Source organism: Herbaspirillum sp. WKF16, assembly GCF_028993615.1.
Classification (GTDB): Bacteria; Pseudomonadota; Gammaproteobacteria; order Burkholderiales; family Burkholderiaceae_D; genus Herbaspirillum.
Genome location: NZ_CP118632.1, coordinates 1,019,924 through 1,042,133, shown reverse-complemented (window position 1 = coordinate 1,042,133; position 22,210 = coordinate 1,019,924). Strand labels below are relative to the sequence as shown.

The window sequence follows — 22,210 nt, the reverse complement described above, 5'->3', positions numbered from 1 at the left end:
GGATGCGAGGGAGAGTTTTTTGCGACTGCGTTTTACTTCATTTGCCGTTCAGCTTGCCGCATGGATCCTGCTGGCGCTGCCGGTCCTGCCGGCCGCGCGCGCTGACGCGCTGGCCGGCGCGGCCGGGCTCGAGAGCCAGTACCAGCAGTTGCAGGGCGAGCTGGCCGGCAACCAGTTCAAGCGGCCGCTCTACCTCAAGTCCAGCGAAGGCGCGGGCGCCGTCAAGGGAGACATCCACGCCGTGCTGGCCTATCCGTTCGCGCAGGTGCGCGAGGCACTGGCCTCGCCGGAGAACTGGTGCGACATCCTGATCCTGCACCTCAACACCAAGTACTGCCGCCTGTCCTCCGCGCAGGGCAAGACCGGGTTGCGCATGCACGTGGGCAAGAAGATCGAGCAGGACCTGTCCGACACCTACCGCGTGGACTTCACTTACCGCAGCGGCGCCGCCGACGGCAATTATTTCTCATCCTCGATGCAGGCCGACAAGGGGCCGCTGGACACCGGCGACTACCGCATCCAGATCGAGGCGATCCCGCTGCCCGATGGACGCTCCTTCCTGCACCTGAGCTATTCCTATTCCTACGGCATGGCCAGCAAGCTGGCGCTGCGCGCCTACCTGATGACGGTAGGCCGCGACAAGGTCGGCTTCACCGTCACCCGGCGCGACGCCGACGGCCAGCCGCATTACGTGGACGGCACGCGCGCCACGGTGGAGCGCAACACCATGCGCTACTACCTGGCCATCGACGCTTACCTGGCGGGCCTGTCGGCGCCGCCGGCCCAGCGCCTGGAGAAACGCCTGGACGCTTGGTTCGCCGCCACCGAACAATACCCGCGCCAGTTGCATGAAGTGGACCGCGAAGCCTATCTCTCCATGAAACGCAACGAGTACGCACGCCAGCAAAAACCGGCAGACTGAGATGCGCGCGATATCGGCGGCGCAAAAAAAAGGAGGAAACGCAATGCGCTTCCTCCACTCCTCATCGACCGGCGGCGCCGGGGCTCAATCGGCGCCGCGCTGCCGCACTGCAAGAAGCCCTCGGCTTACTTCAGGCTCAGCACCCACTTCACCAGCTCGCGCGCCTCGGCCTCGCTGACCTGGCCCTTGTTGGCCGGCATCGGCACCGCGCCCCACACGCCGCCGCCGCCGTTCAAGACCTTCTGGGTCAGCTTGGCTTCGGCGTCCTTCTGGCCGGCATACTTCTTGGCCACGTCCTTGAAGGCGGGACCCACGATCTTGGCCTCGACCGAGTGGCAGGCCATGCAGTTCTTGGACTTCGCCAGCTGCGGGTTGGCCAGGACTTCGGCGGAAATGGCCGATCCGGCGACCAGGGTGGCGATCAACAGCAGGTATTTCATGGGGGCTCCTCAGCATTCTGTGAACGACGGACGGCGCAGGAAAACGCTGCGCGCAGGTCCGCAGGCGGAGCCTATTCTACCTGCCTTGCCGCGGCGGTCATTATCTGCGCCTTCGTATATCTGTCATAGATCAAACCCCATGTAGAAAAAGCCGCGGCCGCCGCTCGAGGCCGCTCGCCTTGCAGGGTTGTGGGCGTCGAAGATATCATTCACCCCAGACTCATTCGCAACCGATATCAATCCATGCCTCCATCCCTGTCCGAGAGCCGCCTGGAGCTGCGCCAGCTGCGCTACTTCGCCGCCGTCGCCGAAGAGAAGCATTTCGGCCGCGCCGCCGCCCGCCTGCACATGACCCAGCCGCCGCTGTCGCAAGCCATCGCCGCGCTGGAAGAGATGCTGGGCACGCCGCTGTTCCTGCGCACCAAGCGCAGCGTGGCGCTGACCCCGGCCGGCCTGGCGCTGCTGCCCGAAGCCCAGCGCCTGCTGCAGCAGGCCGCGGCGCTGCCCGACCTGGCGCGGCGCGCAGCCAGCGGCGCCTCGGGCTTGCTGTCGCTGTCCTTCATCTCGACGGCCGACTACAGTATCCTGCCGCCGCTGCTGCAGCGCTTTCGCGTGCGCTTCCCGCAGGTGCGCATCGACCTGCGCGAAGCCACCACCGACATCCAGCTCGATGACCTGATGCAGGGCAAGATCGACGCCGGCCTGCTGCTGCCGCCGCTGCCGGAGAAGGCCGCTGCGGTGCTGGACTGCCGCCCGGTGCTGTCCGAACCGCTGATCGCCGCGCTGCCCGAAGGCGCCGCGCGCGGACGCGGGCCGGTGTCGCTCAAGAGCCTGCGCGAGCTGCCGCTGATCATCTTCCCGCGCCGCATCTCGCCGGCCTTCCACGACACCATCCTTTCCTGCTTTCGCGATGCCGGCGTGACGCCGCACATCGGCCAGGAAGCGATCCAGATGCAGACCATCGTCGGCCTGGTGTCGGCTGGCATGGGAATGGCGCTTGTGCCACAATCGGTGTCCAACCTGAAGCGGCCCGGCGTGGATTACCGGGCGCTGTCGGATCCCGCGCCGGAAATCCAGACCGGCCTGGCCTGGCGGCGCGACAGCCAGTCCACCGTGCTGCGCGCCTTCCTGGAACTGCTGGAACCCGCGTCCTGAAACGCTGAACACATCAATCCCCGATCCGCGGCGACGCCGAACTTGCCGGGCCGCGGATGCTCCAAACGCCACGAGCCCAACAACAGAAAGATCAAACTCATGCTGATCCACCCCATGCCCAACCCGATCGCGGTCGAGATCGGTCCGCTGGCCGTCCACTGGTACGGCCTGATGTACCTGTTGGCCTTCGCCCAGTTCATCCTGCTGGGCCGCCTGCGCATCAGGCAGCCGCACATCGCCGCCGCCGGCTGGAAGAAGGAAGACCTGGACGACATGCTGTTCTACGGCGTGCTGGGTGTGGTCATCGGCGGCCGCCTGGGCGAGATCCTGTTCTACAACCCGGCCTACTACTTCGCCAACCCGGCCGACATGATCGCGGTGTGGAAAGGCGGCATGTCCTTCCATGGCGGCTTCCTGGGCGTGATGCTGGCGATGTGGATCTGGGGCCGCAAGCGCGGGCACCAGTTGATGGATATCATGGACTTCATCGCTCCCATGGTGCCGCTGGGCTACGCCGCCGGCCGCCTGGGCAACTTCATCAACGCCGAGTTGCCGGGCCGCCCGGCCGATCCGTCGCTGCCCTGGGCCATGATCTGGCCCAACGTCGACAACATCCCGCGCCATCCCTCGCCGATCTACCAGATGCTGGTGGACGGCATCCTGCTGTTCATCATCCTGTGGTTCTTTGCGCGCCGCCCGCGTCCGCGCATGGCGGTGGCCGGCATGTTCTCGCTCTTGTACGGCTGCGCGCGCTTCTTCACCGAATACTTCCGCATGCCGGACTACGAGGTGCACTTCGCCGGCGTCACCATCTCGGCCGGGCAGATGCTGTCGGTGCCGATGATCGTGCTGGGCATCGTCCTGCTGGTGATCGCCTATCGCAATGCGCAGGCGGCCAAGCCGGCGGCGCCGGCCAGGTAGGCATTTTCCCAGCGCAGAAAAAACGGGCGGCGCCCTTCAAGGCGCCGCCCGTTTTTCGTTGGCCGGTGGTGTGTCTTCGATACGCCGCGAAGCGGCTACTCAGTCCGGACGGAAGTCATTTGGATCCGATAGAAATCCGTTCGGACTGAGTAGCTACAAAGCCGCGTATGAAGGCGCCCCCAAAAAATATCAAGCCTTCTTCAACGCGCTCGCCGCCTTCGCCAGCTCGGTGATCTTGTCCCAGTCGCCGGCTTCGATGGCCGCCTTCGGGGTCAGCCAGGAGCCGCCCACGCAGACCACATTCTTGCAGGCCAGGAACTGCGGCGCGGTCTCTTGCGAAATGCCGCCGGTGGGGCAGAAAGCGACGTCGCCCAGGGGGCCGGCGATGCCGTTCAACATGCCGATGCCGCCGGCCGGCACCGCCGGGAACAGCTTCAACTGGCGGAAGCCCGCTTCGCGCGCGGCCATCACCTCGGACGGCGTCATCACGCCCGGCAGCAGCGGCAGGCCGCTGCGCTTGGCGGCTTCGATCAGCGCCGGGGTCAGGCCGGGCGAGACGCCGAACACGGCGCCGGCGTCGCGCGAGGCGGCGAACTCTTCGGGCGCGGTCAGGGTGCCCACGCCGACGATGGCGTCAGGCACCGACTCGGCGATGGCGCGGATGGCCGGCAGGCCGTGCTCGGTGCGCAGCGTGATCTCCAGCACGCGGATACCGCCCGCCACCAGCGCGCGGGCCAGGGGAATGGCGTGTTCGAACTTGTCGATCGCGATCACCGGGATGACCGGCGAGGCGCGCATGATTTCCAGTGTCGTCTTCATACCGTTACTTTCTCTTTTTCCTTGATCGGAGGCAGGCCGAAGGTGGCGCCGCCCTCTTCCGCCGTACCGACGGTGTTACGGAACATGGCAAACAGCTCGCGGCCCATGCCATGCTGATTGTCGAACAAATCGCTCACGTCCTGCGAGCGCTTGTCCCATTCGTCCTGCGGCACCAGCGCTTCCAGCACACCGGCTTCGGCGTCCAGGCGGATCATGTCGCCGTCGCGCACGCGGCCCAGCGGACCGCCGCCCAGCACCTCGGGCGTGACGTGGATCGCGGCCGGCACTTTACCCGATGCGCCCGACATGCGTCCATCGGTGACCAGCGCGACGTGACGACCCTTGTCCTGCAGGATGCCCAGCGCCGGGGTCAGCGCGTGCAGCTCGGGCATGCCGTTGGCGCGCGGCCCCTGGAAGGTGATCACGGCAACGAAGTCGCGGTCCAGCTCGCCGGCCTTGAAGGCGGCCATGAAGGCTTCCTGCGAATGGAACACCACCGCCGGCGCCTGCACCGCGCGGTGCTCGTGCTTGACCGCCGAGATCTTGATCACGGCGCGGCCCAGGTTGCCTTGCAGCAGCTTGAGGCCGCCATCGGCCGAGAACGGCTTGGCGACGGTACCCAGCACGGTGTCGTCGCCGCTCTTCGCGGGCACGTCCTGCCAGACCACGGTGCCGGGACGGCCGTCGCGGCCTTCCGCTTCCAGCATCGGCTCCTTGCAGTGCTGGCGCAGGCCCTGGCCGAGGATGGTGGTGACGTCGTCGTGCATCAGGCCGGCATCGATCAGCTCGCGCAACACGAAGCCGGTGCCGCCGGCGGCGTGGAAGTGGTTCACGTCCGCGGTGCCGTTCGGGTAGATCCGGGTCACCAGCGGCACCACGGCCGAGAGCTTGTCGAAGTCGTCCCAGTCGATCACGATGCCGGCGGCCTTGGCGATGGCCACCAGGTGCAGCGTGTGGTTGGTGGAGCCGCCGGTGGCGTGCAGCGCGACGATGGCGTTGACGATGGCCTTCTCGTCGATCATGCGGCCCACCGGGGTGTACTGCGAACCGAGGTCGGTGATCTTCGCGGCCTGCTTGGCGGCGGCCGCGGTCAGGGCGTCGCGCATCGGCGTGTTGGGGGTGATGAAGGCGGCGCCCGGCAGGTGCAGGCCCATCGCTTCCATCAGCATCTGGTTGCTGTTGGCGGTGCCGTAGAAGGTGCAGGTGCCGGCGCCGTGGTAGGACTTGGACTCGGCCTCCAGCAGCTCGGCGCGGCCGATCTTGCCGGCGGTATAGAGCTGGCGGATCTTGACCTTGTCGCTGTTGCTCATGCCGCTGGTCATCGGGCCGGCCGGCACGAACACCGCCGGCAGGTGGCCGAAGTGCAGCGCACCGATCAGCAGGCCCGGCACGATCTTGTCGCACACGCCCAGGTACAGGGCGGCGTCGAACATGTTGTGCGACAGCGCGATGGCGGCGGCCATGGCGATGGCGTCGCGCGAGAACAGCGACATCTCCATGCCGGTCTGGCCCTGCGTGACGCCGTCGCACATGGCGGGGGTGCCGCCGGCGAACTGCGCCACCGCGCCGACTTCGCGCGCGGCCTCCTTGAGGATCTGCGGGAAGCGCTCGAACGGCTGGTGCGCCGAGAGCATGTCGTTGTAGGCGGAGACGATGGCCAGCGAGGGCGCCTTGTCTTCCTTGAGCTTCAACTTGTCGTTGGCCGGGAACGCGGCGAAGCCGTGCGCCAGATTGGTACAGGCCAGCGCGCCGCGCTGTGCGCCCTTGCGGCGGGCCGCTTCGAGTCGTTCGAGGTAGGCGGTCCGGTAGGGACGGCTACGTTCGGCGATGCGTCGGGTGACGCTGGCTAAGGTAGCGTTGAGAGGCATTGTCGGTTTCCTGTTAGCGTTAACAATGTAATTTTACTACACAATTTTCAATGAATGAAATCATACACTTAGATCATCGGGATATCCCGTGACGGCGCATTTTTTCATTGGCGCTTCAAAAACTGCTGAAAAGCCTTATCAGTCTGCATTACAGGGCGAATCGAGGATTCACTGCGACTTGTCATCCACGCGTCATAAACTGTAGTGAAATTACCGTTCGATTCGCAATTGATGTATAGTCTGGCCGTCAAACCATAGAATATCGCCATGCCGCCGCGGCCGGCGCGCGAATACTTTCGCGGGAAGCCGGGGCGCTGCGGCCGCCAACAGACCGAAGACACATGCACACCACCGCCCTGACCGACACGGCCGCCTTCAAGGCTCTGCAGCAGCATCATGCCAAGGCCGTCAGCTGGCACATGCGCGACCTGTTCGCGCAACAGCCCGACCGCTTCGAGCGCATGTCGGTGCGCGCCGCCGGGCTGCTGCTGGACTACTCCAAGAACCGCATCGAATCCGATACCCTGTCCCTGCTGATGAGCCTGGCGCGCGAGCGCGGCGTGGAAGCCCTGCGCGACGCCATGTTCAGCGGCGAGAAGATCAACTTTACCGAACATCGCGCGGTCTTGCACACCGCCCTGCGCGCGCCCGCCGGCGCCTGTACCGTGCAGGTGGATGGACAGCAGGTCGGCGCGGACGTTCAAGCCGTCCTGGCCCACATGCGCGCGTTCTCCGAACGCGTGCGCGGCGGCCAGTGGCGCGGCCATACCGGACGCGAGATCACCGACATCGTCAACATCGGCATCGGCGGCTCCTTCCTCGGCCCGCAGATGGTGTGCACGGCGCTGCGCCAGTACGCCCATGCGCGCCTGACCGCCCACTTCGTCTCCAACGTCGACGGCCACGACCTCGACGAGGTGCTGTCCAAAGTTGACCCCGAGACAACACTGTTCATCGTCGCCTCCAAGACCTTCACTACCCAGGAGACCATGTTGAACGCGCGTTCCGCGCGCGCCTGGTTCCTGCGCCACGGCCAACAGGCCGACCTGGCGCGGCATTTCGTCGCGGTGTCCACCAATGCGCAGGAGGTCGCCGCGTTCGGCATCGATCCCGACAACATGTTCCCCTTCTGGGACTGGGTCGGCGGCCGCTATTCGGTATGGTCGGCCATCGGCCTGCCGGTGGCGCTGCTGGTGGGATTCGACAACTTCGCCGGCTTCCTGGCCGGCGCCCACGAGATGGACCGCCATTTCCAGGAAGCGCCGCTGGAATCGAACATGCCGGTGATCCAGGCCCTGATCGGCATCTGGAACCGCAACTTCTTCAACAGCGAATCGCTGTCGGTGGCGCCCTATCACCAGTGGCTGCGCTATTTCCCGGCCTACCTCCAGCAGCTCGACATGGAGAGCAACGGCAAGCGCATCACGCGCGACGGCACGCCGGTGGGCGTGGCCACCTGCCCCTTCATCTGGGGCGACGTCGGCACCAACGGCCAGCACGCCTTCTTCCAGCTGCTGCACCAGGGCACCGACGTCACGCCCATCGAATTCATCGCCGTGCTGAAGCCCTCGCACGGCATCGCCGAGCACCACGACGTGCTGCTGGCCAACTGCTTCGCCCAGTCGGAAGCCTTCATGCGCGGCAAGGATGCCGGCGAAGTGCGCGCCGACCTCGACAGGCAAGGCGTGGCCGCCGCGGAACTGAATGCGCTTTTGCCGCACAAAACCTTCGACGGCAACCGCCCCAGCAACACCATCCTGCTGCCCGAGCTGACGCCGCAGAGCCTGGGCTCGCTGATCGCGCTGTACGAGCACAAGACCTTCGTGCAGGGCGCGGTCTGGGGCATCAACAGCTTCGACCAGTGGGGCGTGGAACTGGGCAAGGTGCTGGCCAGGACGATCCATGGCGAGCTCATGGCGCAATCCAACCCGGCGCTGCACGACGCCTCCACCAACGCCCTGATTGCACTGGCGAAACAGGCGCGGCTGGACGGCTGAGGCGCGCGGCAACCGACGAACCAAGCAAGGCAACGGCGCGCAGGCGCGCCCCCACCAACGTAGACGAACCGTTATCACACCATGGCTATTTCCGATTTCGATCTGGTTTTATTCGGCGGCACCGGCGACCTCTCGATGCGCAAGCTGCTGCCCGCGCTGTATGCGCGCGACCGCGCGCGCGACCTGCCGCCCGCGGCGCGCATCGTCTGCATCGGCCGCGACGACAAGAGCAAGGAAGAATTCCTGCAGATCGTGGAGAAGGATTCCAAACCGCACATCCCCGCCGCCAACCTCGACGCCGCGGTCTGGGAACGCTTCTGCTCCCGCCTGCAATATGCGTCGGTCAACGCCAAGGAAGGCGCCAGCTTCTCGCACCTGAAGGATGCGCTGCGCGACGCCGAAGGCCTGCCGCGCGTGTTCTACCTGGCCACCCCGCCCAGCCTGTTCGCCTCGATCTGCGAGAACCTCTCCAAGGCCGGGCTGGTGACGCCGGCCTCGCGCGTGGTGCTGGAAAAACCGCTGGGCCGCGACCTGGAATCGGCGCGCGACATCAACAAGCATGTCGGCCGCTACTTCGAGGAATCGCAGATCTTCCGCATCGACCACTACCTCGGCAAGGAGGCGGTGCAGAACCTGCTGGCGCTGCGCTTCGGCAACGTGCTGTTCGAGCCGCTGTGGCGCCGCGAGTGGATTTCCGACGTGCAGATCACCATCGCCGAAGAGCTCGGCGTGGGCGGCCGCTTCGACTACTACGACACCTCCGGCGCGCTGCGCGACATGCTGCAGAACCACCTGCTGCAGCTGCTGTGTATCGTCGCCATGGAACCGCCGGTCTCCAACTCGGCCGACGCCGTGCGCGACGAAAAGCTCAAGGTGCTGCGCTCGCTGAAGCGCTTCACGCCCACCACGCTGGCCATGAACGTGGTGCGCGGCCAGTACCGCGCCGGCCACGTCAACGGCGTGGCGGTGCCGGGCTACCGCAAGGAAGCCGACGCCAATCCCGACTCGCGTACCGAGACCTTCGTCGCGGTGAAAGCCGAGATCGACACCTGGCGCTGGGCCGGCGTGCCGTTCTACCTGCGCACCGGCAAGCGCATGGCCGACTCGCTGGCCGAGATCGTGGTGCGCTTCAAGAGTGTGCCGCACTCGATCTTCGCGCACCAGAACGACACCCCGAACTGCCTGGTGATCCGCCTGCAGCCCGATGAGGGCCTGCACATGAACCTGATGGCCAAGCAACCCGGCGACGGCATGCGCCTGCGCCCGGTCGAGCTGGAGCTGGACTTCCGCGAGAAATTCAAGACCCCGCGCATGGACGCCTACGAGCGACTGCTGCTGGACGTGCTGCGCGGCCACCTGACCCTGTTCATGCGCAGCGACGAGCTGGAAGCGGCGTGGGAATGGGTCGAGCCCATCCTCAACCACTGGGATCAGCAGGAAGCCGACCCCATCCCGTACAACGCCGGCACCTGGGGCCCCGCCGCCGCCAGCGCCCTGATCGGCCGCGACGGCCTGCAGTGGCGCGAAGAAGCGCTGCCCGAGGTCTGACGAAAAGCACCAGGCCGCGCCATGTCCATGCTGCTCGACTCCATCCGCACCCACATCAACTCCCTCTCCAAGTCGGAGAAGAAGGTGGCCGCGACCATCCTCGCCAACCCGCAGCTGGCATTGGCGGAGAACCTGACAGCGCTGGCCAAGAACGCGGAAGTCTCGGAGCCGACCGTGATCCGCTTCTGCCGCGCGATCGGCTACGAGGGCTGGCACGACTTCAAGCTCAAGCTGGCGCAGAGCCTGGCGCTGGCCCTGCCGGGCGCCGACGAGACGCTGGCCCAGGACGACCTGGCGGCCGACCTGGTCAACAAGATCTGCAGCCGCTCGATCAACACCCTGCTCGACCTGCGCAACCACCTCAATCCGGACGCCATCCAGCTGGCGCTGGAAGTGCTGGCGCGCGCCAACAAGATCGAGTTCTACGGCCAGGGCACCTCCGGCATCGTGGCCAACGACGCGCAGCACAAATTCTTCCGCTCCGGCGTGCCCACGGTGGCCTACTCCGACCCGCACATCCACAGCATCGCGGCCTCGCTGCTGAAGGCCGGCGACTGCGTGGTGGCGATCTCGCAGCGCGGCGGCAACGCGGCGCTGTTGCGCTCGATCCAGCTGGCCAGGAAGGGCGGCGCCGACATCATCGTGCTGGGTCCGTCCGGCACGCCGCTGGCCGAGCTGGCCACGGTGCTGGTGCCGATCGACCTGTCCTTCAACATCGACCCCTACACGCCGATCTCGGCGCGCCTGGCGCACCTGGTGGTGATCGACATCCTGGCGGTCGGCCTGGCGCTGCGGCGCGGCCCGGAATTCCGCAAGAAGATGCAGAACGCGCAAAAGTCGCTGCAGAAGTTCGACATGCAGTTCGACTCCTTCTTCCGCTGATCCGCCGACCCTGCGGCGCATCAAGGATCAGTCTTTCGCCGACAGACAGCGCGCGCCGATTGCGTACAATGCTGCTGTTGAGCCTTCCTTCCAACTTTGCAACCAGGATCTCCCATGAGCCAGCTTGAGCAGTTGAAGCAGTACACCACCATCGTCGCCGACACCGGCGACTTCCAGGCGATGAAGGCCATCGCGCCGCAGGATGCGACCACCAACCCGTCGCTGATCCTGAAGGCGGTGCAGAAGGACGAGTACAAGCCGCTGCTGGAAGGCGTGGTCAAGGCCAACGCCGGCAAGAGCACCGAGCAGATCATCGACCGCCTGCTGGTCGCCTTCGGCCTGGAGATCCTGAAGCTCATCCCCGGCCGCGTCTCCACCGAGACCGACGCGCGCCTGTCCTTCGACACCGAGGGCACCGTCGCCAAGGGCCGCGAGCTGATTCGTCTGTACGAGCAAGCCGGCATCCAGCGCGAGCGCGTGCTCATCAAGATCGCCTCCACCTGGGAAGGCATCCGCGCCGCCGAGATCCTGGAAAAGGAAGGCATCCGCTGCAACCTGACCCTGCTGTTCTCGCTGCCCCAGGCGATCGCCTGCGCCGAGGCGGGAGTACAACTGATCTCGCCCTTCGTCGGCCGCATCTACGACTGGTTCAAGAAGTCCACCGGCCAGGAATACGCCGGCGCCGACGATCCGGGCGTGCAGTCGGTCAAGGCGGTCTACAACTACTACCGCAAGTTCGGCTACGCCACCGAGGTGATGGGCGCGAGCTTCCGCAACACCTCGCAGATCGTCGAGCTGGCAGGCTGCGACCTCTTGACCATCAGCCCCGAGCTGCTGCAAAAGCTGGCCGACGCCGACGCCCCGGTCGAGCGCAAGCTCAGCCGCGAGGCCGCGCAGGCCGCCGAGATCGAGCGCGTGTCGCTGGACGAGAAGGCCTTCCGCCTGGCGCTGAACGGCGATGCGATGGCGACTGAAAAGCTGGCCGAGGGTATTCGCCTGTTCGCGGCGGATGCGGTGAAGCTGGACAAGATTGTTGACGCCCTGAAGTAAGGCGGCGGATGGCCCCGGCGTTTGCGGGGCATGACGAACGTCGCTGGGTCCCTGCTTTCGCAGGGACGACAGGTTTCCTTTCCCTCCACTTCCGTCGCTCCTGGGAAAGCAGGAGCCCAGCGTCGTTCAGCGGCACATCAAGGCATGACAAACGTCGCTGGTCCCTGCTTTCGCAGGGACGACAGGTTTCCTCTCCCCCCACCTCCGTCGCTCCTGCGAAAGCAGGAGCCCAGCGTCGTTCAGCGGCACATCAAGGCATGACAAACGTCGCTGGTCCCTGCTTTCGCAGGGACGACAGGTTTCCTCTCCCCCCACCTCCGTCGCTCCTGCGAAAGCAGGAGCCCAGCGTCGTTCAGCGGCACATCAAGGCATGACAAACGTCGCTGGGTCCCTGCTTTCGCAGGGACGACAGGTTTCCTCTCCCCCGCCTCCGTCGCTCCTGCGAAAGCAGGAGCCCAGCGTCGTTCAGCGGCGTATCCAAGAAAAAAATCCCGGCGCGCGGCCGGGATTTTTCATCAAGCAAGCAGCAAGGCGTCAAGCAAAACTGATCTGCACCTTCATCATCTTCGAGCGGTCGCCTGCGATCTCGAAGGCCTCCACCGATTTCTCGATCGGATAGGTCGCCGAGATCAGCGGCTTCACATCCACCAGCCGCTTGTTCATCAGCTCCACCGCCATCGCGAACTCCTCGTGGAAGCGGAAGGCGCCGCGCCAGTCCAGCTCCTTGCCCACCAGCAGGTTGGCCGGGAAGTTGATGTCGCCGCCCAGGCCGACCTGCACGATGATCGCCTGCGGGCGCAGCGCTTCCAGCGCGCCGACCAGCGCGCGCTCGTTGCCGCTGGCCTCGAACAGGACGTCGAAGGTGCCCTTGTCGGCGGCATAGGCCTTGAGCGCATCGGGCGTCTCGACCATGTTGACAGCGCGGTCGGCGCCGACCTTCAAGGCGGTCTCCAGCGGCATCTTCGCCACATCGGTGGCAACCACTTCCAGCGCCCCTGCGCGGCGGGCGGCGATCACCACCAGCGCGCCGATCGGGCCGCAGCCAGTGACCAGCACCCGCTTGCCGACCAAAGGCCCGGCGCGGCGCACCGCGTGCAGCGCCACCGACAGCGGCTCGGCCATGGCGGCCTCGCCGTCGCTGACGTGGTCCGCCACGACATGCGCCTGGGCGCGCTCGATGACGATCTCCTGGCGGAATGCGCCCTGCACGTGCGGGGTGCGCATGGCGCTGCCGTAGAAGCGCATGTCCAGGCAATGGTTCTGCTTGCCTTCCTGGCAGTACTTGCAGGCGCCGCAGGGACGGCTGGGAGAGATCGCGATGCGTGCACCGGGCGCGATGTCGGCAATGTCCGCGCCGACCTCGTCGACCTGGCCCGACACCTCATGGCCCAGCACCATCGGCTCCTTGATGCGCACCACGCCGAAGCCGCCGTGATGATAGTAGTGCAGGTCCGAACCGCAGATGCCGCCGGCCTTGACCTTGACCCGCAGCTGCCGCGGCTGCAGCGCGCCGGTTTCCAGTTCCTGGATGCGCAGGTCGTGCGGCGCATGGATGACGATGCCTTGTTGCATGAAAGTCTCCTTATGTTCTTACAGGGTGGCGGTGACGCCGCCATCCACGTACAAGATATGGCCGTTGACGAAGCGCGAGGCGTCGCTGCCGAGGAAGACGGCGGCGCCGACCAAATCCTCGACGTCGCCCCAGCGGCGCGAGGGCGTACGGCCGACCAGCCAGTCGGTGAACTTGGCGTCGTTGACCAGCGCCATGTTCATCTCGGTCTTGAAGTAGCCGGGGCCGAGGCCGTTGACCTGGATGCCGTACTTGCCCCAGTCGATCGCCATGCCCTTGGTGAACATCTTCACCGCGCCCTTGGTGGCGGCGTAGGGCGCAATACCCGGGCGGCCCAGCTCGCTCTGCACCGAGCAGATGTTGATGATCTTGCCGCGCCCGCGGGCAATCATGTGGCGCGCCACCGCCTGCGCGGCGTAGAACACGCTGTTCAGGTTGGTGTTGATGATGTCGTGCCAGTCGGATTCCTTGAAGTCTTCCAGCGGGTTGCGGCGCTGGATGCCGGCGTTGTTGACCAGGATGTCGATGGCGCCGATATCCGCCTCGATGGCCTGCACCGCAGCCTTGACGGCCTCGGAAGACGTGGCGTCGAAGCTGGACTCGTGGATGGTGTGACCTTCTTCGCGCAGCCGCTGCGCCACCTGGGCCAGCTTGCCTGCGTCGCGCCCGTTGAGCACGATGGCCGCGCCCGCCTGCGCCATGCCGCGCGCCAGCGCCAGGCCGATGCCGCCGGACGATCCGGTGATCAGGGCCAGCTTGCCCTCAAGCGAAAAATCCTTCAGGCCCGCCGGCAGCGCCGTGGTCTTTTCTGTCATGTCGTCTCCTGTTATCGGGTAGGTGCGTGTCAAGTCGGTTTCACCATCTCGCGCTGGAAAGCGGCGATGGCGTGGTATTCGTTTTCCAGCTTGGCCGGAATCGCGGCGAAGATGGGTTGCAGCCGGCCGTAGACCTTGACCGCGTCCGCCTCGGGCTTGTGGTGATGGCTGGAACCGACCATGCCGGAGATCGCCTCCAGCGAATCCACCAGCCCCAGCGCATAGGCGCCCAGCACGGCGGCGCCCAGGCAGGACGACTCCACGCTCTCGGGCACCATCACTTCGCGGTTGAAGATATCGGCCATCATCTGGCGCCACAGCGCCGAGCGGGCGAAGCCGCCGGTGGCCATCATGCGCCTGGTCGGGCCGACCAGGTCTTCCAGCGCCGGCAGAATGCTGTAGAGGTTGAAGATCACGCCTTCCAGCGCGGCGCGGATCATGTGGTGCTTGCCGTGGTGCAGGCCCAGGCCGAAGAAGGAACCGCGCAGGTCGGCATTCCACAGCGGGGCGCGCTCGCCGGCCAGGAAGGGATGGAACAGCAGCCCTTCGGCGCCGGGCGCGACCTTCTCGGCGATGCGGGTCAGCGCCTCATACGGATCGACGCCCTCCTCGCGCGCGGCCGCGGCTTCGGCCGTGGCCAGCTCGTCGCGCACCCAGCGGAAGATGTTGCCGCCATTGTTGACCGGACCGCCGACCACCCAGTGTTTCTCGGTCAGCGCGTAGCAGAACAGGCGTCCGTGGGGGTCGGTCAGCGGCTGGTCGATCACGGTGCGCATGGCGCCGGAGGTGCCGATGGTGACCGCCACGTGACCGGTCTCGATGGCGTTCACGCCCAGGTTGGACAGCACGCCGTCATTGGCGCCGATGATCAAGGGCGTATCGGTCGACAAGCCCAGGCGTTGCGCCATCTCCGCCGGCAGCGCCGGCAGCCGGTGGGTGGTCGGCACCGGCGTGGGCAACTGCGCAGCATCCACCTGCAGCAGCGCCAGCGCCTGCTTGTCCCAATCCAGCTCGCGCAGGTTGAACATGCCCGTGGCCGAGGCGATGGAGTGATCCACCACCCACTGGCCGAAGATGCGGAACAGCACGTACTCCTTGATGCCGACGAAGCGCGCGGCGCCCTTGAACACCTCCGGCTTCTCTTGACGCAGCCACATCAGCTTGCACAGCGGCGACATCGGATGGATGGGCGTGCCGGTGCGGCGGTAGATGGCGTTGCCGTCGAACTCCTGCTTGATGCGCTCGGCCCAGACCGAGGCGCGGATGTCGCCCCAGGTGATGCTGTTGGACAGCAGGCCGTTGTCCCGGTCCAGCGCGATCAGGCTGTGCATGGCGGCGCTGAAGGAAAGCAGCGCGATATCGCCGGGCGCCGCCTTGGCCGCCTTCACCGCGCCGGCAATCGAGCCCAGCGCGGCTTCATAAATCTGCAAGGGATCCTGCTCGGCCATGCCCGGCTCGGTACAGATCACCGGGTACTCCTCCGCGTGCTGCGCGACCACCCGGCCGTCGAGCGTGAAGACGACGGTCTTGGTGCTGGTGGTGCCGATATCGACGCCGAGCATGTAGCGGGGAGCAGTGGACATTTTGTTTCTTTCCTTTAAGGCAAAAGCCCGGCGCGAGGCCGGGCGTGCAGACGGTTACACGACCAGGTTGAGCAACATGATGAAGATGATAGCAACAACCGAAATCAGGGTTTCCATGAGCGTCCAGGTCTTGAAGGTTTCACCCACGCTCATGTTGAAGTATTCCTTGACCAGCCAGAAGCCCGCATCGTTCACGTGCGACAGGATCAGCGAGCCGGCGCCGGTGGCCAGCACCAGCAGTTCCTTGTTGGTGCCGGGGATCAGCGCCACCAGCGGCGCCACGATACCGGCGCCGGTGATGGTGGCCACGGTGGCCGAACCGGTCGCCACGCGGATCACGCCGGCCACGAGCCAGGCCAGCAGCAAGGGCGAAATTTCCGCGTGCACGGCCAGCTGGCCGATGGCGGTGCCCACGCCGGAATTCACCAGCATCTGCTTGAAGCCGCCGCCGGCGCCGATGATCAGCACGATGGCGGCGGTCGGCGCCAGGCTCTGGTCGACGAACTTCAGCACCTGGCCGCGGGTGAAGCCGCGGGCGATGCCGAAGGTGTACATCGCCAGCAGCAGCGCGGCCAGCAGCGCCACGATGGGATTGCCGATGAAGTCCATCAGGTCGCGCATGGCGTGGCCTTCCGGCAGCGTGACGTCGACCAGGGTCTTCAGCAGCATCAGGAACACCGGCGAGAGCACGGTGACCAGGGTGATGCCGAAGCCCGGCAGGTTCTTGGTATGCGGCTCGCGCGCCAGCTGCGCCATCAGCTCGTCGGAAGGCTTGATGTCGACGTACTTGGAAATGAAGGAACCGAACATCGGACCGGCGATGATGACGGTGGGCAGGCCGACGATCAGGCCGTAGAAGATGGTCTTGCCGATGTCGGCGCCGAAGATGCCGATCGCCAGCAGCGGCCCCGGGTGCGGCGGCACCAGGCCGTGCATCACCGACAGGCTGGCCAGCATCGGCATGCCGATCTTGAACAGCGGCACGCCCGAGCGGCGGGCGACGATGAACACCAGCGGGATCAGCAGCACGAAGCCGATCTCGAAGAACAGCGGGATGCCGACCAGGAAGGCGCCCATCATCATGGCCCAGTGCACGCGTTCGCGGCCGAAGGCGCGCACCAGCGTCTGCGAGATCTGGTCGGCGCCGCCCGACTCGGCCATCAGCTTGCCCAGCATGGTGCCCAGGCCCAGCACGATGCCGACGAAGCCCAGCACGCCGCCGAAGCCGTCCTGGAAGGACTTGACGATCTTGGGCAGCGGCATGCCGGCAATCAGGCCGAGGAAACCGGAGGTGATGGTCAGCGCGATGAAGGGGTGGATGCGCAGGCGCGTGATCATCAGGATCAGCGCGAGGATGGCGATGACTGCATTGAACAGCAATGTTGCTTCGTGGCTCATGCCCAGCATGGGATCTCCATATGCCGATAGCCGACGATGCGCCGCTGGCGGCCGCGCGACCGCGCGGCGACGCGCCCGGCTGCCGGCTGGCTTGGGGCGAACGTCTCCGGCGGCCGCGCGTGCGCGGGCGGCGTATTCGTCTGCACTATCTTCGTAGTGTTGTTGTGAACGGGCCCATGGGGTCAGGCATGAGCGCGTTGCTTCCTGAGTGCGGCATGTCTTCGCAGGCACCGCCGCCGTGTTCCCGGAGGTTCGGATGTTAGCGTTAACATGGGGCGCGATGATAACGCTAACATTTTGCGCGGGTCAAACACTTGTTGTGCTGCGCTGCGGCAGACGCCGGCCGCGCGGCCGGAAATAATTAACGGCGGGAAACGGTCCGGCGTCGCCGCTGCCGGGCGACCGGGGTATGATGTCGCCAATCCAAAAATACCCATTGCCATGAGCAAGCGCGCAGCACAGAACAAGCAGGCATCCCCCGTCCAGAAAGGCAGCCGGGCCACCGGCCGGATCACCATCATCGACGTCGCGGCCGAGGCCGGCGTGAGCCCGATGACGGTGTCGCGCGCGCTGAAGACGCCGGCGCTGGTGCAGGAACAGTCGCGCGAACGCATCCTGGCCGCCATCGACAAGCTCGGCTACGTGCCCAACCACGCCGCCGCCACGCTGGCCTCGGCGCGCTCGCAGGTGATCGCGGTGCTGGTGCCGTCGCTGACCAACGCGGTGTTCATCGAAACGCTGTCCGGCATCCGCGATTATCTGGCGCAGGCCGGCTACCAGTTCCTCATCGGCGAGACCGGCTACGCGCGCGACAAGGAGGAGCAGCTGATCTCGACCTACCTGGCGCATGCGCCGGCCGGCTTCCTGCTCTCCAGCAGCGAGCAGCACGAGATCCTGCAGCGCCGTCCGGGCAGCCGCGCCATTCCGGCGGTGCGCATGTTCGACCTCGGGCGCGGCAATGCCGAGTTCTCGGTCGGCTTCTCGCAGACCAAGGCCGGCTACGCGGTGGCGCGCCACCTGGTCGAGCGCGGCTACAAGCGCCCCGCCTTCCTGGCCGCCCAGCTCGACCCGCGCATGATGAAACGCCGCGAGGGTTTCCGCAAAGGCTTGCAGGAAGCCGGCATCGATCCCGGCGTGGAAGTGCTGCTGCCGCTGCCGACCACGGTGGACATGGGCGCGCAACTGCTGCGCCGGGTGCTGGAGCTGCACCCGGACTGCGATTCGGTGTTCTGCTGCAACGACGACCTGGCCCTGGGCGCGCTGTTCGAATGCCAGCGCCAGGGCATCGCGGTGCCGGGCCGCATGGCCATCGCCGGCTTCAACGATCTCTCGTGGGCGGCCTGCGCCACGCCCTCCATCACCACCGTGGTCACGCCGCGCTACGACATCGGCTACAAGTCGGCCGAGCTGCTGATCCGCCAGTTGCGCGGCGAGGATATCCCGCGCGGCCGCCTCGACCTCGGCTTCGAGCTGGCGGTGCGCGAGAGCAGCTGAACAGCCGAGGCGGGGGCCTCCCTTCCCCGCATTCCTGGCTCCATCAAAAGTCGCGCGGCTGGCCCTGCCCGGCTCGCGCCGCAAGTGCTATCGTCCTCGCGCCGTGCTCGGCAGTGGAGCGGCGGCGCGGCTTGCCATAGAGCGCACGCGTGGACGAAAGCGGCGGCAATAATCCATGCGCTGTCGGACGATTCCTCTAGACAGGCGCGAGCCAGACTCTACAATCTTCAGGTGCCGTCTTCGGTCAGCCTCCTGCCATCGAGCACGGTGCAGCAATGCGGCATCGACGTACCCATAACAATCAACGATCCATAACAAGTCCAGACAATCAGGAGAATCCACATGCAGAAGTTCAATGGCCTTTGCAAGCCCGCCCTGGCGTTGCTGCCCCTGTGCGGCGCGCTGGCCTTCATGCCGGCCGTCGCCCAGACCGCGCCGCCGTCGGCGCCGGTGGTCAAGTACGACCTCACCTACGACATCATCAGCCCGGTCTATGCCAAGAACGGCATGGTCGCCAGCGAACAGGAGCTGGCCACCAAGGTGGGCGTCGACATCCTGAAGAAGGGCGGCAACGCGATCGACGCCGGCGTGGCGGTCGGCTTCGCGCTGGCGGTGGTGCTGCCCAACGCGGGCAACATCGGCGGCGGCGGCTTCATGATGATCCACGACGCCAAGACCGGCAAGAACGTGGCCCTGGACTTCCGCGAGATGGCGCCGCAGCGCGCCACCCGCAACATGTACCTGGACGACAAGGGCAACGTGGTGCCCGGCCGTTCGCTCTACACCCACCTGGCCGTGGGCGTGCCCGGCACGGTCGCCGGCCTGTCGCACGCGCTGGCCAAGTACGGCACGATGAAGCTGTCGCAGGTGATCCAGCCGGCCATCGAGCTGGCCGAGAAGGGTTACCCGGTCAGTCCCAGCCTGGCGCTGATCCTGGCCGCCGAGCGTGAGCACCTGGGCCAGTGGGACTCTTCCAAGGCCATCTTCTTCAAGGACGGCCGCCCGCTGCAGACCGGCGAGATGCTGGTGCAGAAGGACCTGGCCAAGTCGATGCGCCTGATCGCCAGGCAGGGGCCGAAGGCCTTCTATGACGGCGCCATCGCCAAGAAGATCGTGGCCGAAATGGACAAGCACGGCGGCCTGATCTCGGCCGACGACCTGAAGAACTACAAGGTGGTCGAGCGGGTGCCGGTGGCCGGCAACTATCGCGGCTATGAAGTGATGTCGATGCCGCCGCCGAGCTCGGGCGGGGTGCACATCATCCAGATGATGAACATCCTGGAACGCTATCCGCTGAAGCAGTACGGCGCCGACAGCGCGCAGACCATCCACCTGATGGCCGAGACCATGAAGCTGGCCTACGCCGATCGCTCCGAATACCTGGGCGACCCGGACTTCACCAAGGTGCCGGTCAAGGGCCTGACCTCGCGCGCCTATGCCGACGAACTGGCCAAGAAGATCAATCCGGACCGCGCCACGCCGTCCTCCGAGATCAAGCCGGGCCAGCCGCAGCCGTATGAAAGCGACCAGACCACCCACTTCTCGGTGGCCGACAGCCAGGGCAACCTGGTCGCCACCACCTACACGCTGAACCTGAACTTCGGCAGCGGCATCGTGGCCGCCGGCACCGGCATCACCTTGAACAACGAGATGGACGACTTCTCCGCCAAGCCGGGCGTGCCCAACGCGTTCGGCCTGGTGGGCGGCGACGCCAATGCGGTCGGCCCGTACAAGCGTCCTCTGTCGTCGATGTCGCCCACCTTCGTGCTCAAGGACGGCAAGCCCTTCCTGGTCACCGGCAGCCCGGGCGGCAGCCGCATCATCACCACCACGCTGCAGACCATCCTCAACGTGATCGACCACGACATGAACGTGGCCGAAGCCACCATCACGCCGCGCATCCACCACCAGTGGGCGCCGGACCAGTTGCGCGTAGAAAAGGGCCTGTCGGCCGACACCATCAAGATCCTGCAGGACAAGGGCCAGAAGGTCAGCGTCCAGCCTTCGATGGGTCGCACCCAGACCATCCAGATCAAGCAGGACGGTTTCTACGGCTTCTCGGACCCGCGCAATCCGGATGGCCGCACGACCGGGTTCTGATCGTCTTTCCCGATGTGCCGGCGGTTTTCGCCGCCGGAAAAGAAAATGCCGCGACGTTCATCACGTCGCGGCATTTTTTCTTTGGGGGATGCGCGTGCTTGTCTCTTCGCGGCCGGCTGCTCACAGGGAACGACGCTGGATACTGACCTGCGTCAGGACGACAAGGGGGAGAGAACTTGAAACCCTGGTTGTTTGATCCATCCCGACCCTGTCGTCCCGGCGAAGGCCGGGACCCAGCGTCGTACGTCGCACATCACCGGCAGCCCGACGACATCACCTGGACCTCATCCAACGTTATTCCAGCAGCCTTACTCCCGCGCCTCCTGCGCGCGCGGATAAACCTTCACCAGCACGATCTTCGGCCCCGACATGCGCTTGATCACCACGTCGAAGGCCGGGAACTCGATCTTCTGGCCTTCCTTGGGCAGGTCGCCCAGCTTTTCCATCACCAGGCCGCCCACGGAGTCGATGCTGTCGTCGTATTCGATGTCGATGCCCAGCATGTTTTCCAGCGTGACGATGGGCAGGCTGCCCTTGCCCAGCAGGGTGCCGTCGTCCTGGCGCGTCCATTCGCCGGTGTTGTGGCGGAACTCGTCGCGGATCTCGCCCACCAGCAGGCTCAACATGTTGTCCAGCGTGATGAAGCCGTCCGGCGGCTGGCCCTTCTTGCCGATGATGGCGAAGTGCGGCGAGCCGGTGCGGAAGCGCCGCAACAGGTCCAGCGCCGGCAGCATCGGCGAGAGATATTGCACCGGCCGCAGGTAGTCCTTGAGGTTGACGATGGCGCGGCCGTCCTGCTGCGCCAGGAACACGTCCTTCAGGTGCACCAGGCCCAGCACCTGCTGGCGCTCGGCGTCGTAGTAGGGATAACGCGAGAAGCGGTTGCGGTAGATGATGTCCAGGTTCTCGGCCAGCGTCTTGTCGTCGCCCAGGGCCACGATCTCGCTGGCCGGACGCATGATGTCGGCCACATCCAGTTCGGCGAAGTTCAGGCTCTGCGCCAGCACGTTCCATTCGTCGCGGGTGAACTTGCCGTTCTTGCCGCCGCTGTTGCCGGCGCGCAGGATCAGCTTGAGTTCGTCGGAGGAATAGTGCGCGTCATGGCCATGGCCGCCGCCCAGTCCGGCCGCGCGCAGCAGCCAGTTGGAGCTGGCGTTGAGCACCCAGATCAGCGGGTACATCATCCAGTAGAAGCCGTACAGCGGCATGGCGCACCACAGGCCCAGCTTTTCCGGACTGCGGATGGCCATGGACTTGGGCGCCAGCTCGCCGGCGACGATGTGCAGGAAGGAAATGACGAAGAAGGCGAACACGAAGGAGACGCCGTGGATCAGTTCCTGGTTGGTCACGCCGGCCAGCGAGAACAAGGGCTCGAGCACGCGCGCGAAGGCGGGCTCGCCGATCCAGCCCAGGCCCAGCGAGGCCAGGGTGATGCCCAATTGGCAGGCGGAGAGATAGGCATCCAGCTGGTTGTGGACCACGGCCAGGATGCGGCCGCGGACGCCTTGTGTTTTTGCGATGGCCCGGATGCGCGTCTGGCGCAATTTGACCAGGCTGAATTCTGCTGCAACGAAAAAACCGTTCAACGCGACCAGGAAAAAGGCCGCGACGATCAGTAACATGTTTTCCAACTAGGGTTCCTATAGGG

At 66.0% G+C, this 22,210-nt stretch carries 17 protein-coding genes; 9 read left to right on the top strand and 8 right to left on the bottom strand.

Going from position 1 to position 22,210, the window contains the following annotated elements; all coding sequences use genetic code 11:
- The first annotated feature begins 19 nt into the window (after positions 1–19).
- Positions 20–922, top strand: a complete 903-nt coding sequence (locus Herbaro_RS04630) for a hypothetical protein (protein ID WP_275012669.1) — start codon at positions 20–22, stop codon at positions 920–922.
- Between the two features lie 125 nt (positions 923–1,047).
- Here the strand turns inward: Herbaro_RS04630 and Herbaro_RS04625 are convergent, their stop codons facing one another.
- A complete protein-coding gene (locus Herbaro_RS04625; RefSeq protein WP_275012668.1) occupies positions 1,048–1,362 on the bottom strand; it encodes a c-type cytochrome in 315 nt (104 codons plus the stop codon).
- A 243-nt stretch (positions 1,363–1,605) separates the two neighbouring features.
- Here Herbaro_RS04625 and Herbaro_RS04620 point away from each other — a divergent pair, with 243 nt between their 5' ends.
- Together Herbaro_RS04620 and lgt are read left to right on the top strand one after the other, a co-directional pair.
- Complete coding sequence (locus Herbaro_RS04620; RefSeq protein ID WP_275012667.1) at positions 1,606–2,517, top strand: LysR family transcriptional regulator; 912 nt, start codon at positions 1,606–1,608, stop codon at positions 2,515–2,517.
- A 99-nt stretch (positions 2,518–2,616) separates the two neighbouring features.
- Entirely contained in the window at positions 2,617–3,438 is an 822-nt protein-coding gene (gene lgt, locus Herbaro_RS04615) for a prolipoprotein diacylglyceryl transferase (RefSeq protein WP_275012666.1), read from the top strand.
- A 189-nt stretch (positions 3,439–3,627) separates the two neighbouring features.
- Here lgt and Herbaro_RS04610 read toward each other — a convergent pair whose 3' ends face one another.
- On the bottom strand, positions 3,628–4,257 hold the full coding sequence (locus tag Herbaro_RS04610; RefSeq protein WP_275012665.1) for a bifunctional 4-hydroxy-2-oxoglutarate aldolase/2-dehydro-3-deoxy-phosphogluconate aldolase: 630 nt from the start codon (positions 4,255–4,257) through the stop codon (positions 3,628–3,630).
- Positions 4,254–6,125 carry a phosphogluconate dehydratase gene (edd, locus tag Herbaro_RS04605; protein ID WP_275012664.1) on the bottom strand — a complete coding sequence of 624 codons (1,872 nt, stop codon included), beginning with the start codon at positions 6,123–6,125 and terminating at the stop codon, positions 4,254–4,256. The genes Herbaro_RS04610 and edd overlap by 4 nt, the downstream gene beginning before the upstream one ends.
- Positions 6,126–6,466: 341 nt before the next feature.
- On the opposite strand from edd, the gene pgi reads away from it, so the two are divergent.
- The 4 genes from pgi (at position 6,467) to tal (ending at position 11,602) form a co-directional block, all read left to right on the top strand.
- Complete coding sequence (gene pgi, locus Herbaro_RS04600) at positions 6,467–8,122, top strand: glucose-6-phosphate isomerase (RefSeq protein WP_275012663.1); 1,656 nt, start codon at positions 6,467–6,469, stop codon at positions 8,120–8,122.
- 81 nt (positions 8,123–8,203) lie between these two features.
- Positions 8,204–9,670, top strand: a complete 1,467-nt coding sequence (gene zwf / locus Herbaro_RS04595; protein WP_275012662.1) for a glucose-6-phosphate dehydrogenase — start codon at positions 8,204–8,206, stop codon at positions 9,668–9,670.
- Positions 9,671–9,697: 27 nt separating this feature from the next.
- Positions 9,698–10,552, top strand: a complete 855-nt coding sequence (locus Herbaro_RS04590) for an SIS domain-containing protein (RefSeq protein WP_275013958.1) — start codon at positions 9,698–9,700, stop codon at positions 10,550–10,552.
- A gap of 114 nt (positions 10,553–10,666) precedes the next feature.
- The gene (tal, locus tag Herbaro_RS04585) at positions 10,667–11,602 is read left to right on the top strand and encodes a transaldolase (protein ID WP_275012661.1); all 936 of its coding nucleotides are present in this window, start codon (positions 10,667–10,669) and stop codon (positions 11,600–11,602) included.
- 534 nt (positions 11,603–12,136) lie between these two features.
- Here tal and Herbaro_RS04580 read toward each other — a convergent pair.
- Genes Herbaro_RS04580 through Herbaro_RS04565 form a run of 4 tightly spaced genes read right to left on the bottom strand, consistent with a single transcriptional unit; the run spans position 12,137 to position 16,977 of the window.
- Positions 12,137–13,174, bottom strand: coding sequence for an L-idonate 5-dehydrogenase (locus tag Herbaro_RS04580; RefSeq protein ID WP_275012660.1), 1,038 nt, complete (start codon positions 13,172–13,174; stop codon positions 12,137–12,139).
- 18 nt (positions 13,175–13,192) lie between these two features.
- Complete coding sequence (locus Herbaro_RS04575) at positions 13,193–13,987, bottom strand: SDR family NAD(P)-dependent oxidoreductase (RefSeq protein WP_275012659.1); 795 nt, start codon at positions 13,985–13,987, stop codon at positions 13,193–13,195.
- A gap of 29 nt (positions 13,988–14,016) precedes the next feature.
- Positions 14,017–15,570, bottom strand: a complete 1,554-nt coding sequence (gntK, locus tag Herbaro_RS04570; RefSeq protein ID WP_275012658.1) for a gluconokinase — start codon at positions 15,568–15,570, stop codon at positions 14,017–14,019.
- A gap of 54 nt (positions 15,571–15,624) precedes the next feature.
- Positions 15,625–16,977: a GntP family permease gene (locus tag Herbaro_RS04565; RefSeq protein ID WP_275012657.1), complete on the bottom strand. Its 1,353-nt coding sequence runs from the start codon at positions 16,975–16,977 to the stop codon at positions 15,625–15,627.
- Positions 16,978–17,409: 432 nt separating this feature from the next.
- On the opposite strand from Herbaro_RS04565, the gene Herbaro_RS04560 reads away from it, so the two are divergent.
- Positions 17,410–18,462 (top strand): HTH-type transcriptional regulator GntR, encoded by a 1,053-nt coding sequence (locus tag Herbaro_RS04560; protein WP_275012656.1) that lies wholly within the window; start codon positions 17,410–17,412, stop codon positions 18,460–18,462.
- 342 nt (positions 18,463–18,804) lie between these two features.
- Positions 18,805–20,562 carry a gamma-glutamyltransferase gene (ggt, locus tag Herbaro_RS04555; protein WP_275012655.1) on the top strand — a complete coding sequence of 586 codons (1,758 nt, stop codon included), beginning with the start codon at positions 18,805–18,807 and terminating at the stop codon, positions 20,560–20,562.
- 308 nt (positions 20,563–20,870) lie between these two features.
- Here ggt and Herbaro_RS04550 read toward each other — a convergent pair whose 3' ends face one another.
- Complete coding sequence (locus tag Herbaro_RS04550; RefSeq protein ID WP_275012654.1) at positions 20,871–22,193, bottom strand: hemolysin family protein; 1,323 nt, start codon at positions 22,191–22,193, stop codon at positions 20,871–20,873.
- Positions 22,194–22,210 lie beyond the last annotated feature (17 nt).

Bases quoted from the DNA above. Each gene is read 5' to 3' on its own strand.
- Herbaro_RS04625 (WP_275012668.1), bottom strand. From the start codon at position 1,362: ATGAAATACCTGCTGTTGATCGCCACCCTGGTCGCCGGATCGGCCATT.
- Herbaro_RS04620 (WP_275012667.1), top strand. From the start codon at position 1,606: ATGCCTCCATCCCTGTCCGAGAGCCGCCTGGAGCTGCGCCAGCTGCGC.
- lgt (WP_275012666.1), top strand. From the start codon at position 2,617: ATGCTGATCCACCCCATGCCCAACCCGATCGCGGTCGAGATCGGTCCG.
- Herbaro_RS04610 (WP_275012665.1), bottom strand. From the start codon at position 4,257: ATGAAGACGACACTGGAAATCATGCGCGCCTCGCCGGTCATCCCGGTG.
- edd (WP_275012664.1), bottom strand. From the start codon at position 6,125: ATGCCTCTCAACGCTACCTTAGCCAGCGTCACCCGACGCATCGCCGAA.
- pgi (WP_275012663.1), top strand. From the start codon at position 6,467: ATGCACACCACCGCCCTGACCGACACGGCCGCCTTCAAGGCTCTGCAG.
- zwf (WP_275012662.1), top strand. From the start codon at position 8,204: ATGGCTATTTCCGATTTCGATCTGGTTTTATTCGGCGGCACCGGCGAC.
- Herbaro_RS04590 (WP_275013958.1), top strand. From the start codon at position 9,698: ATGCTGCTCGACTCCATCCGCACCCACATCAACTCCCTCTCCAAGTCG.
- tal (WP_275012661.1), top strand. From the start codon at position 10,667: ATGAGCCAGCTTGAGCAGTTGAAGCAGTACACCACCATCGTCGCCGAC.
- Herbaro_RS04580 (WP_275012660.1), bottom strand. From the start codon at position 13,174: ATGCAACAAGGCATCGTCATCCATGCGCCGCACGACCTGCGCATCCAG.
- Herbaro_RS04575 (WP_275012659.1), bottom strand. From the start codon at position 13,987: ATGACAGAAAAGACCACGGCGCTGCCGGCGGGCCTGAAGGATTTTTCG.
- gntK (WP_275012658.1), bottom strand. From the start codon at position 15,570: ATGTCCACTGCTCCCCGCTACATGCTCGGCGTCGATATCGGCACCACC.
- Herbaro_RS04565 (WP_275012657.1), bottom strand. From the start codon at position 16,977: ATGCTGGGCATGAGCCACGAAGCAACATTGCTGTTCAATGCAGTCATC.
- Herbaro_RS04560 (WP_275012656.1), top strand. From the start codon at position 17,410: ATGAGCAAGCGCGCAGCACAGAACAAGCAGGCATCCCCCGTCCAGAAA.
- ggt (WP_275012655.1), top strand. From the start codon at position 18,805: ATGCAGAAGTTCAATGGCCTTTGCAAGCCCGCCCTGGCGTTGCTGCCC.